This is a genomic window from Domibacillus sp. PGB-M46 (assembly GCF_022668875.1).
Taxonomy (GTDB): Bacteria; Bacillota; Bacilli; order Bacillales; family Domibacillaceae; genus Domibacillus.
Genome location: NZ_JAKGCR010000073.1, coordinates 1 through 458, shown reverse-complemented (window position 1 = coordinate 458; position 458 = coordinate 1). Strand labels below are relative to the sequence as shown.

The 458-nt window shown below is 57.4% G+C and carries 1 protein-coding gene; it reads left to right on the top strand.

Going from position 1 to position 458, the window contains the following annotated elements; translation table 11 throughout:
- Positions 1-458, top strand: a 458-nt coding sequence (locus tag L2D08_RS23635; RefSeq protein ID WP_242238010.1) for an NAD(P)-dependent oxidoreductase, incomplete at both ends; no start/stop codon positions are given.

Below are 458 nucleotides of genomic sequence, written 5' to 3'. Positions count from 1 at the left end.
GATGACCAGCACGGCACAGCGGTTGTGACACTGGCAGCTGTCATCTCTGCCTGCAAAAGTGCCGGCGTAGACTTGAAAGAAGCCACAGTCGGCCAGATCGGGCTCGGTGCAGCCGGTCTTGCGATCTGCCGCATGCTGATGGCGTACGGCGTAAAATCCGTGTACGGGGCAGACCTGTCAGAAGAAGCGAAGCAGCGGCTCGAGCAGTATGGCGGCACACCGGTTAACGACCTTGGCGAACTCATGGGCCAGTGCGACATTGTCATTGCGACAACAGGTGTGCAGGGGCTGATTAAAAAAGAATGGGTGCAGCAGGGGCAGATTATTCTGGCGCTTTCAAACCCGAATCCGGAAATTGCGCCGACAGAAGCGCTTGAGGCAGGAGCGGCTTACGCGGCAGACGGACGCTCGGTCAACAACGTACTAGGGTTCCCGGGTATTTTCAGAGGCGTATTGAA